This window comes from Kitasatospora sp. NPDC053308 (assembly GCF_055585785.1).
On the sequence record NZ_JBVJJY010000003.1, the window covers coordinates 161,844 to 170,980 of the forward strand.

10 protein-coding genes are annotated in these 9,137 nt (G+C 70.7%); 6 read left to right on the forward strand and 4 right to left on the reverse strand.

The annotated features are described in order from the left end of the window. Positions 1-11 precede the first annotated feature (11 nt). From ACZ6Y7_RS08730 to ACZ6Y7_RS08745, 4 genes are all read right to left on the reverse strand, one after another. Positions 12-2,087: a serine/threonine-protein kinase gene (locus tag ACZ6Y7_RS08730; protein ID WP_465757141.1), complete on the reverse strand. Its 2,076-nt coding sequence runs from the start codon at positions 2,085-2,087 to the stop codon at positions 12-14. A gap of 111 nt (positions 2,088-2,198) precedes the next feature. Next, positions 2,199-3,494 carry a serine/threonine-protein kinase gene (locus ACZ6Y7_RS08735; protein ID WP_465757495.1) on the reverse strand — a complete coding sequence of 432 codons (1,296 nt, stop codon included), beginning with the start codon at positions 3,492-3,494 and terminating at the stop codon, positions 2,199-2,201. Further along, the gene (locus ACZ6Y7_RS08740; RefSeq protein WP_465757514.1) at positions 3,418-3,615 is read right to left on the reverse strand and encodes a hypothetical protein; all 198 of its coding nucleotides are present in this window, start codon (positions 3,613-3,615) and stop codon (positions 3,418-3,420) included. Before ACZ6Y7_RS08740 ends, ACZ6Y7_RS08735 begins: the two co-directional genes overlap by 77 nt. Before the next feature lie 422 nt (positions 3,616-4,037). Continuing rightward, the gene (locus ACZ6Y7_RS08745; protein ID WP_465757142.1) at positions 4,038-4,541 is read right to left on the reverse strand and encodes an ATP-binding protein; all 504 of its coding nucleotides are present in this window, start codon (positions 4,539-4,541) and stop codon (positions 4,038-4,040) included. A 119-nt stretch (positions 4,542-4,660) separates the two neighbouring features. Between ACZ6Y7_RS08745 and ACZ6Y7_RS08750 the strand changes: the two genes are divergently transcribed. From ACZ6Y7_RS08750 to ACZ6Y7_RS08775, 6 genes are all read left to right on the forward strand, one after another. Next, a complete protein-coding gene (locus ACZ6Y7_RS08750; protein ID WP_465757496.1) occupies positions 4,661-5,539 on the forward strand; it encodes a helix-turn-helix domain-containing protein in 879 nt (292 codons plus the stop codon). After that, complete coding sequence (locus ACZ6Y7_RS08755; protein WP_465757143.1) at positions 5,536-5,724, forward strand: DUF397 domain-containing protein; 189 nt, start codon at positions 5,536-5,538, stop codon at positions 5,722-5,724. Before ACZ6Y7_RS08750 ends, ACZ6Y7_RS08755 begins: the two co-directional genes overlap by 4 nt. A 65-nt stretch (positions 5,725-5,789) precedes the next feature. After that, positions 5,790-6,026 (forward strand): DUF397 domain-containing protein, encoded by a 237-nt coding sequence (locus ACZ6Y7_RS08760; RefSeq protein WP_465757144.1) that lies wholly within the window; start codon positions 5,790-5,792, stop codon positions 6,024-6,026. 25 nt (positions 6,027-6,051) lie between these two features. Beyond that, positions 6,052-6,852 (forward strand): serine hydrolase, encoded by an 801-nt coding sequence (locus tag ACZ6Y7_RS08765; protein WP_465757145.1) that lies wholly within the window; start codon positions 6,052-6,054, stop codon positions 6,850-6,852. 148 nt (positions 6,853-7,000) lie between these two features. Then, on the forward strand, positions 7,001-8,221 hold the full coding sequence (locus ACZ6Y7_RS08770) for a transferase (RefSeq protein ID WP_465757146.1): 1,221 nt from the start codon (positions 7,001-7,003) through the stop codon (positions 8,219-8,221). Between the two features lie 22 nt (positions 8,222-8,243). Further along, the gene (locus tag ACZ6Y7_RS08775) at positions 8,244-8,966 is read left to right on the forward strand and encodes a DUF4328 domain-containing protein (RefSeq protein ID WP_465757147.1); all 723 of its coding nucleotides are present in this window, start codon (positions 8,244-8,246) and stop codon (positions 8,964-8,966) included. Positions 8,967-9,137 lie beyond the last annotated feature (171 nt).

The following is a 9,137-nucleotide window of genomic DNA, read 5'->3' on the forward strand; positions in this document are numbered from 1 at the left end:
CGTCTCCGGGGTCAGTGTTTGGTCGGGGCCGCCTTCAGGACGTCCTGGACGCGCTTCTGCAGGCCGGCGGGCAGTCGGCCGTAGTGCCACCGCTCGGCCGTCTGCTGGCCGGACTCGCTCACCGCGTGGGTGAGGAAGCCGGTGAGGGCGCGCCCGGTCCCGTCGCCGGCCGCACCACCGTCGCAGTACACCGCGTAGCCGATCTGGATGAGCGGGTACCCGTCCGTCGTCGCGTAGTTCGGGCTGACCGTCAGGTTGTCGCCGGAGCCGGTCACCTGGGCGGAGGCGGCGGCCTTGGTGGCGGCCTGGGGCTCGGGCGTCACGGGGGCGCTCCCGCCGGGCCCGGTGGTGAGCACCGCGGACTTCACCAGGGCGGAGGCGGTCAGCGGGAGGAAGGAGATCGAGAACGGGGTCTTGAGGGTCTGCCCGGCGAGGTCGGTGCTCGGCCGGGTCGAGCCGTGGGTGCGGGCGGGCCAGGTCGCGCTCGGCGGGTACGGCCAGTCCGCGGGCGCGGTGGTGGCCAGGTACTGGGTGAGGCCGAGCGTGGTCGACAGGTTCTCGGACGGGGTGACGACGGCGATGGCTCCGTCCGGAAGCGGCCGGCCCGGGTTGAGGTCCGCGATCGCCGGGTCGTTCCAGGTGGTGATCCGCCCGTCGAAGATCCGCGCGATGACCGAGGGGGACAGGACCAGCCGGTCGAGCCCGGGGACGTTGTAGACCACGGAGATCGGCGCCACGTCCAACGGGAGCCTCACCGGGTGGCCGTTGGCGCAGCGCTGCTGGAAGGCCTGGTCCGCGGGCGGGAGGCCGAGGACGGCGGCGGCGGCCCGCCCGGTGGTGAAGTCGGTGCCGGCCGTGCCGTAGGAGCTGTCGGTCAGCGCGGAGACGTTCGCGGAGGCGCAGGACCGGTGGTAGTCGTCGGTCCAGTGCCCGACGAGGGCGGTCTGCTGGTCGTCCGCGCCGATCGCCGCGGTCCCGGCCGGCCCGCAGGCGACGGCGCCGGACCCCGCGTCGGGGCCGTTCGGTCCCAGGGGGTTCGGGTTGTCGTACGACCCCGTCAGCGGCCACTTGGTGATGACCAGAGCGGTGACGGCCGCGAGGGCCAGGGCGGTGACGCCGGTGAGGAGGGCGCGTCGGCCGGCCGGCCGCGGGGCGTCGGGGGAGGCGCCGGCGGGGGGATCCGCGGGGGAGTCGGCGACGGTGGGCGGGTGGGTCGGCGTGGGCGCGGGCGGGTCCAGGACGGTGTCCGGTCCCTGCGGCCGCTTCTCCTCCCGGACGGTGTCCGTCCGCTCCGTCCCCGCGAGCCGCCGCAGCAGCTGGTCGACGGTGGGCCGCGCGGCCGGGTCCTTGGCGAGGCAGGCGGTGACCAGCGGCAGCAGCTCGGCGGGGACGCCGGTCAGGTCCGGTTCCTCGTGCACCACCCGGTAGCCGACCGCGTGGGAGGAGTCGGCGCCGAAGGGCCCGCGGCCGGTGGCGGCGAAGACCAGCACCGAGCCGAGCGCGAACATGTCGGTGGCCGGGCCGGCCGTGCCGTCCCGGAACTGCTCGGGCGCCATGAACGGCGGGGTGCCGACGGCGACTCCGGTGCTGGTGAGCTGGGTGCCGTCGAGGGCCCGGGCGATGCCGAAGTCGATCACGCGCGGGCCGTCCTCGGCCAGTAGTACGTTGCCGGGCTTGAGGTCGCGGTGCACCAGTCCGGCGCGGTGGATGTCCTGCAGCGCCTCGGCCAGCCCGGCCGCCAGCCGCCGCACCTCGGCGGGGCTGAACGGCCCCTGGGTGGCGACGCGTTGGGCGAGGGAGGGCCCCGGGATGTAGAGGGTGGCGAGCCAGGGGGTCGTCGCGTCGGCGTCGGCGTCGATGACCGGCGCGGTGAACGCGCCGCTGACCAGGCGGGCGGCGGTGACCTCGTGCCGGAAGCGGGCGCGGAACTCGGCGTCCGTGGCCAGTTCGGCGCGGATCACCTTGACCGCCACCTGCCGGCCGGAGAGCGACCGCGCGCGGTACACCACGCCCATCCCGCCCGCGCCGAGCCGGTCCTCCAGCCGGTAGCCGCCGATCTCGCGCGGATCGTTGTCCAGCAGCGCCATGCGCCCGTTCCCCCGTCCTCAGGCGTGCCCCGCTTTGGCGGGTGCTCGCGGGTCAGCCTAGTGCTGTGACCGCAGAGGTTCGCCGGGTTGCCGTCGTCGCGGCGATCGGAGCTAGTCCCCCTTGTCTCCGCATGCCTTCAAAACCTCCGACCTTGCCCGACTCGCCTGACTATCCCCAGCGTCTTGGGCATACCAATTCCTCAAGAGACTGTCCAGGTATTCCTCAAGGTGCCGTTTTATGCCATCGTCAAGCCCTGGGAGATCTAGAGCATCTCTCGTCTGATTGATGACCTGCTGTCGATTTTGATATGTAGTATAGCCATTCGGCTCATACTTGATAAGTGCACCCTTCATCCATCCGCAGGCCGTGTTGTTCAACATTTCTGGAAGGGTGAACACCCCAACCAGGGCTGCGACTCCTAGTGTTGCGGCTACTGCTTCGCGGACGTTCTTTGTAAGACCGCCCGATCGCCCGGTCGCGTCGCTCGCACCATCCTGGCCTTCGGATGGCCTCCGCTCCTGCTCCGGCGTTCCGCGCGGGTGGGAAGCAGCCACCGGAGCGGCAGGTGCCGGTTTATCGAGCAGCAATTTTTCCACCTGCCGTTGCCGCTCAAGCTCTATGGCTGCGCTCAAGAAGGCTTGGTTGTCCTTCTTCGGCAGCAAATCCGGGTGCTCGGCCTGCGGCCCGCCGGGGCTCTGCGAGCCAGGAGCTTCGGCAAGCAGTACCGAAGCCGTTGAAATGCCGAGCCGCCGTTCGGGCTTCTTCTCGAGTAGCAGACGGATGACCGTTCTCAGCGGGTCACGGGCCTTCACCAGCGGTGGAGGCTCATCCATCAACACCGCGGACATGGAGGCCATCGACGTCTCCCTTCTGAACGGGGAGATTCCTTCAACGGCTTGGAAGAGCGTGACTCCGAGGGAGAAGAGGTCACTGACCGGCAGGTCGGCCCGTCCCCGGATTCGCTCGGGCGCCATGTACTCCGGGGATCCGATGACCGTCCCCGACGCAGTCAGCACCGTGTCGCTCTCATGACGGGCGATCCCGAAGTCGGTCAGAAGGATCCTTCCGTCGGAAGCCATCATGACGTTGGCGGGCTTCACGTCGCGGTGGAGGATGCCGGCCCGGTGAGCGGCGTCGAGGGCTTCCAGGAGTGCCCCGGCAACTTTGAGCGCACGGTCACGAGCCAACGGACCATGCTGCCTCACGTATTCGTCCAACGAACAGCCGTTGACCAGTTGCATCACGATCCACGGCCGGCCGGCATCCACGACGACTTCGTGAACGGTCACGATGTTGGGGTGATCGCGGAGCTTGGCGGCGCTTCGGGCCTCACGCGCGGCGTTTGAGGCGCTCGTCGTACTCCTCCTCGAACTGTGCGGGCGGGAGCCAGATCTCCTTGATCGCAACGTCCACGCCCAGACCCTCGTCATGGGCCTTCCAGACGCGCCCGAAGCCGCCTGACCCAAGGCTGGAGACCAGCCGGTACTTCCCCCCGATGAGCTGGCCAGGGCTTGCCTGTTGAGTCATCGTCTCCCCCGGGCTCTCGTGCCGACGAGCAATCGGGTCCGAGCGTACGCAGTGTGTACATGACCGGACCAGATGTCGACCGAACCCGATGAAGATCGAAATGCACCCGCCGACACGATGACCGATGGTCGATCACGGCAGGGGTCATCGTCCTCTTCGAACGGGACCAGGCCCAGGCAGAGCGCCCCCGATCGCCGCTGCACCGCTGCGGTGGGCGTGTGGGCGGAGTGGGAAGTCGGATGGGCCGACTTCCCACTCCGTTGGTTCACGGTGCGGTGGTGGGACTCGAAGTGGGTTGCGGGGGCTGGCGGTTGTGGTGCGCGTCGCCCGAGGTGAGGGGGAGGATCCAGGCCAGGAGGGCAAGGAGGAGGGCGAACGGGAGGAGGGTGCAGAGGGTCGCGTGGCCCTCGCCATGGCGGGGTTCAGAGGGCATCGACGGTGTCGCGGGTCGAGGGGCAGTCCGGCATCGAGGGGGAGTCGGGGGCACCGAGGTCGAGTTCGGCCCAGACCGTCTTGGAGTTGGGGTGCCGGGGGACGGTGCCCCAGTGGTCGCACAGGGCGTCGATGAGGGTCAGGCCGCGTCCGGACTGGGCGTTGGGGGTGTGGACGACGGGCAGGACGGGGAGCCGGTCGCCCCTGGGGTCGGAGACCTCGATGCGGAGGGTGGTGCCCCGGCGCACGGTGGTGGTGAGCGCGAGGTGCAGCTCGAACCCGCGCCCCGGAACGCGTCCGTGCGTGATCGCGTTCGCGGCGAGCTCCGCGACGATCAGGAGCGCGGAGTAGTAGGGCTCGGTGTGCGTCGAGTTCAGCCCCCAGGCGGTGAGTTGACGTCTGGCGATGCGCCGGCAGATCGCGGCGCCCTTGGGTGAGGCGTCGAGCGTGGTGGTGTGGCTGCGAGGAGCGTCGAGTGGGATTTCGGTGGTCATGGGAGAAAAGCGTGACGGCGCGGACGTACCCTGACCATGCGTCTGGCGAGTACGGAGAGTACTTGTATGGGTGCGGACAGCTTTAGTCTCGTGGCTCAATCACAGGTGGGGTGGTCGCGATGGGTGCGGCGCGTAACAGCGAGTCGGGCGAGGGCCGGACGGAACTGCCGGAGGACCTGACGGAGGTCTCGGACTTCTTCCGCGCGATCGGGAAGCAGATCAAGCTCCTGCGGGAGCAGGCCGGTCTGTCGCGGAAGGAACTCGGCGAACGCGTCGGCTACGGGGAGCACATGATCAGCGCGGTGGAGCGAGGAGTGCGGACGCCGCAGCCGGAGTTGCTGGTCGCGGTGGATAGAACCCTCAATGCCGGCGGGTTGTTGGCGGTCGCGCAGGACGACGTGGTGAGTGCGCGAGCCAAGGCCCGAGTACGACACCCGGCTTGGTTCAGGGGCTATGCAGCTCTGGAGGTCGACTCGATTGAAATGCACGACCTTGCGACGCTGGATATTCCAGGCCTGCTTCAGACGGAGGCGCATGCACGAGCCGTATATGCGATGAGGCAGCCTCCTCTGTCGGAGGAGGTGATCGAGATGCGGGTCGCGGCTCGTATGGCGCGGCAAGAGGTGCTAACTCGATGGCCTCGCGGCGTCTTTAGCTGGGTGATTGACGAGAGTGTGCTCCGACGGCCGTTGGGTGGCTGGGGCGTGCACGCTGACCAGCTCCGCCGCCTCCTTGAGGTCGGGCGAACCCGTGGAATGGTCATCCAGGTGCTTCCGCTGGACAGAACCGAGCATGCCGGGATGGGAGGTCCCTTCATTCTGATCACTCCGAAGGGGAAGCCCCAGCATGCGTACATTGAAGTGCAGACGAGCAGTAGGCTGATCTCTGACCCGGACGAAGTTCGGATCATGAACGTGCGTTACAACATTCTGAGGGCGCAGGCTCATGATCCGGAGGAGTCCCTGGCCCTGATCGAGAAGATCCTGGGAGAACGATGACTACCGAGCTGGCATGGTTCAAGAGCAGCTATAGCGGCAACGAGGGTGGCGCATGCGTTGAGGTCGCCGAGACCCCTGGTGTCGTCCACGTGCGTGACTCCAAGGACAAGAGCGGCCCTCAGCTGGCCTTCGAGCCGACTGCCTGGCAGGCGTTTGTCGAGTTCGCCGCCACTGCCGAGGTCTGACCGGACCTCCCCTCAACGGCCCACCGTCTATCCGGCGGCGGGCCGTTGGCGTACCGTCAAGAGACATGAATCTCGTCTGGTTCAAGAGCAGCCACAGCACCAATGAAGACGTCGCCTGCGTCGAGGTTGCCTGGCGCAAGAGCAGCTACAGCAGCAACGAAGGTGGCGCCTGCGTCGAGGTCGCCGAGACGACCACGGCCGTCCTCGTCCGTGACTCGAAGGACGCCTCCGGCCCCCACCTCACCTTCGACCCCGCCGCCTGGCGGGCGTTCGTGTCGTTCGCCGCGAGCGCCGAGGTCTGAGCCCGCCTTCCCCTACTCTTCCTCCATGCTCTCTGTGGTGGTGGCCCCTTGGGCGGGCGAGGCGGAGCCGGTGTTCGTCCACAACCCCGACGAACTGCACGACGCCGCGAGCACGATGAAGGTCGCGGTGCTCGCCGCGCTCGCCCGTAGCGGCGTCAATCTCGATGCCGAGGTCCCCGTCGTCAACCGCTTCGAGTCCGTCGTGGGCGGGGACTTCGGCAACGACCCGGACTACGACAGCGATCCGCTCCCGTGGGAGCTGCTGGGCACCCATGTGCCGCTGCGGCTCCTCGTGGAGCGGATGATCACCCATTCCTCGAACCTGGCCACCAACATCTGTCTGGCCCGCACCACCCCGCAGGCCATCGCCGAGGTCTGGCAACGCGCGGGCGCCACCGACAGCGCGACCCCGCGCGGGATCGAGGACTACGCCGCCCGCGCCGCCGGCGTCCACAACCTGGTCAGCGCCCGCGATCTCGTCCGCCTGCTCCACTCGCTGCGCGACGAGCCGGAGTTGCTGGACCTCCTGGAGTGCAACGAGTTCCGGGTGGACCTCGCCGCCGGTATCCCGCCCGGCATCCCGATCGCCTTCAAGAACGGCTGGATCCCGGGCGCCCGGCACTGCGTGGGCCTCGTCGCGCCGATGGACTGCCCGCCGTACCTGCTCGCCGTCTGCTACACCGGCCCGCTGGCCACCGGCGCCGACCACGGCGATCCGGCGGCCCGCCTGCTCGCCCGGATCTCGGCGGCGGTGTGGAAGCGGCGCAAGGAGATCGCCGGGACCGGCGCGGCGGCCGTCGAGGGCGCCGCACGTCAGGCGGGTTGACCACGGTAAACCTCCGCCGTCCGTCCGGTTTCCGGTTCCTCCGTACGGACACGATTTCGTCTCCATGTGCATGACGATCAGCCAAGTGCGGTACGTGACCTAGGCATTCCACTCACGCTTTCGGGGGACTGCTTGGGGGTGAGTCGACGTGTCGGCACGCTTGCGGTTCCTCGCCCGGACCCTCACGGGGCTCACGGCCGCGTCGGGCTACGTCGCGGCGCACCTGCTGGTCAGCGCCGCCGGCGGCGAGCAGGTGCGCCGAAACCTCACCCTGGCGCTGTGGTTCGGGGGTTCGGCCCTCGTCCTGCTCTGGCCCACCCTGTGGCTGCGCGCCCGCCGCCGGGCGGAGGTCGCGGAACTGGTGCGGACCGTCAGCCAGTTCGTGCCGCCCCGGCTGCCCTGGCAGCGGGCGCTGCGCTTGCTCAACGTCTTCGGTCTGGTGCTGTTCGGGGGCGGGACCCTCGCCGTCGACGCGTCGGAGCGGGACGGCCACAAGATGCCCCTGGAGGCCCAGGCCGTGCTGCTCCTCGCCGGCCTGGCCGCCCTGGTGGCGGGCTTCCTGATCCTTCGCCGCACCCGCCGCTACGCGGCCCGCCCGGCGGCGCGCGCCCTGCTCGACGGCCGCCGGCCGGTGCTCTACCTGCGCAGCTTCGGGGACGACGCGAGCGCCGCCGAGGTCGAGGACGGGGCGGACGTCAACCTCCACACCCGCGAGGAGCAGTTCGCCGGTGCCCTGGGGGCCGTCGGCCCCGTGATCGCGGTGGGCCGCCCCGGGGAGCCCATGCCCCAGCTCGGCGCCGCGCGGTTCTACCTCCCGGCCGACGACTGGAAGCCCACCGTGCGGCGGCTGATGGACCTGTCCCAGCTGATCGTCCTGCGCCTCGGGCAGGGCGACGGACTGTGGTGGGAGGCCGAGCAGGTGCAGACCACCCAACCCCCGGCGAAGCTGGTCCTGCTGCTCCCGCCCGACCCGTCCGAGCTGACCGCCAGGCTGAACGCCCACATACCGCAACCGGTACCGCCGGTCGCGCCGGGCGGCGACGGGCACTGGATATCCGCGGCCGTCGTCTTCGACGAGTACTGGCGGCCCCGGGTGTTCCCGGTGGGGCTGCGGCGGGCCGGATGGCGCGGCTGGAGCCAGCGCGCGGCCCTCGGTTCCGTGGACACCCCCACCGCGGAGGTGGCCCGCGCGGTGGGCGCCGCGCTGGCGTCCTCGGGCGGGTGCCGCCGGCGGATGGTCCGGCGCATGGTCTGGAGGGCGCGGCTGGCGACCCAGGCCGCCGCCCTCGCGGGCCTCGGGCTGGCCGTCACCCTGGTGCTGGCGGCCTGGCTCGGCTACCGCGTCCTGCAGCTGATCGGATCCTGGTGAACCACCGACCCCTGGGGGAAACGTGAACCATCCGCAGCACGGCACCACGTTCGGGGACGAAGGCGGGGGCGGGGGCGGGAGCGCGGACGACGCCGGGTACGCGGCCCGGCACCGGGCGCTCACCGGCTGGGGCTCCGCCGCCACGGCGCTCCTGGTCCTCACGCTGCTCTACGACGTCCTGCTCACGGTGGCCGACTGGCGCGTCTACCTCGCCGTCGAGCACTACCTCGCCGGGACGGCCACGGACGAGGAGATCCAGTCCGCCGACGACTTCTCCGGCTTCTTCACCCCCGGCACGGGCGCGGCGCTGTTCCTCGCGACCGGCCTGGTGTTCCTGGCCTGGCTGTGGCGGGCGCGGCTCAACGCCGAGGCGCTGGCCGGAGCGCGCAGCCAGCGCCGGGCGCGGGGCTGGACGGTGGGCTCCTGGATGGTGCCGGTCGCGAACCTGTGGATCCCGTACCGGATCGTCACCGACATCTGGAGGGCCAGCGCGCCGCCCCGGCGGGCGAACCCCGGCCCGCTGCTGGCGCTGTGGTGGGGCTCCTGGCTGATCGGCGGCATGGTGGGCCGGGCCTACACGTACCAGGTGATGCAGGAGACGCTGTCCGAGGACGGCCTGCGGCGGGCCGTGTACCTGTCCACCGTCTCCACCGCGCTGGACGTGCTGGCCGGGGTGCTGCTCATCCACGTCGTCCACCGGATCGGCGGCTGGCAGACCCGGCGGGCCGCCGCGGCACCGCGCTGAGCCGTGCCGCTGCTCCGGCCCGGTCCGCTGCTACGGCTCGCTACTCCGGTTCGCCGCTCCGGCCCGCCGCTCCGGCGGCGGGCCGGCCGGGGGGGGGGGGGGGGGGGGGGGGGGGGGGGGGGGGGGGTGAGGGGGGGGGGAGGGGGGGGGGGGGGGGGGGGGGGGGGAGGG

What these genes read in the sequence shown, in the direction of transcription:
- ACZ6Y7_RS08730 (WP_465757141.1), bottom strand. Translation starts at nt 2,087, where the DNA reads ATGGCGCTGCTGGACAACGATCCGCGCGAGATCGGCGGCTACCGGCTG.
- ACZ6Y7_RS08740 (WP_465757514.1), bottom strand. Translation starts at nt 3,615, where the DNA reads ATGACTCAACAGGCAAGCCCTGGCCAGCTCATCGGGGGGAAGTACCGG.
- ACZ6Y7_RS08745 (WP_465757142.1), bottom strand. Translation starts at nt 4,541, where the DNA reads ATGACCACCGAAATCCCACTCGACGCTCCTCGCAGCCACACCACCACG.
- ACZ6Y7_RS08750 (WP_465757496.1), top strand. Translation starts at nt 4,661, where the DNA reads ATGGGTGCGGCGCGTAACAGCGAGTCGGGCGAGGGCCGGACGGAACTG.
- ACZ6Y7_RS08755 (WP_465757143.1), top strand. Translation starts at nt 5,536, where the DNA reads ATGACTACCGAGCTGGCATGGTTCAAGAGCAGCTATAGCGGCAACGAG.
- ACZ6Y7_RS08760 (WP_465757144.1), top strand. Translation starts at nt 5,790, where the DNA reads ATGAATCTCGTCTGGTTCAAGAGCAGCCACAGCACCAATGAAGACGTC.
- ACZ6Y7_RS08765 (WP_465757145.1), top strand. Translation starts at nt 6,052, where the DNA reads ATGCTCTCTGTGGTGGTGGCCCCTTGGGCGGGCGAGGCGGAGCCGGTG.